The organism is Faecalibacterium sp. DFI.5.82, from assembly GCF_029076575.1.
GTDB classification, from domain to species: domain Bacteria; phylum Bacillota; class Clostridia; order Oscillospirales; family Ruminococcaceae; genus Faecalibacterium; species Faecalibacterium duncaniae.
On record NZ_JARFIS010001083.1, the window covers coordinates 1 to 290 of the forward strand.

1 protein-coding gene is annotated in these 290 nt (G+C 52.1%); it reads right to left on the bottom strand.

The genetic code is table 11. The annotated features are described in order from the left end of the window. The coding region (locus P0G09_RS20250; RefSeq protein WP_275253575.1) for a rubrerythrin family protein at nt 1-290 on the bottom strand (290 nt) is incomplete at both ends.

Here is a 290-nt window from a genome sequence, read left to right on the forward strand (position 1 = left end):
GCTACCAGGCGGAAACGCTGGGCCAGCTCATGAAAGCCTTCCTCATCGGCAGTTTTGGAAAAGCCATCGTACATTTCCGTCCACTCGTAGTTCTCACCCTCAGCGGCGGAGAGAAGGTTTTCTGCGGTGTCGCAAATACCGTTCAGTTCTTTGAACCACAGCTTGGCGTGTTCCTTCTCATTATCAGCGGTTTTGAGGAACAGTGACGCGATCTGCTCAAAACCTTCCTTATTGGCCTTGGAAGCAAAATAGGTGTACTTGTTGCGTGCCTCGGACTCACCGGCAAAGGC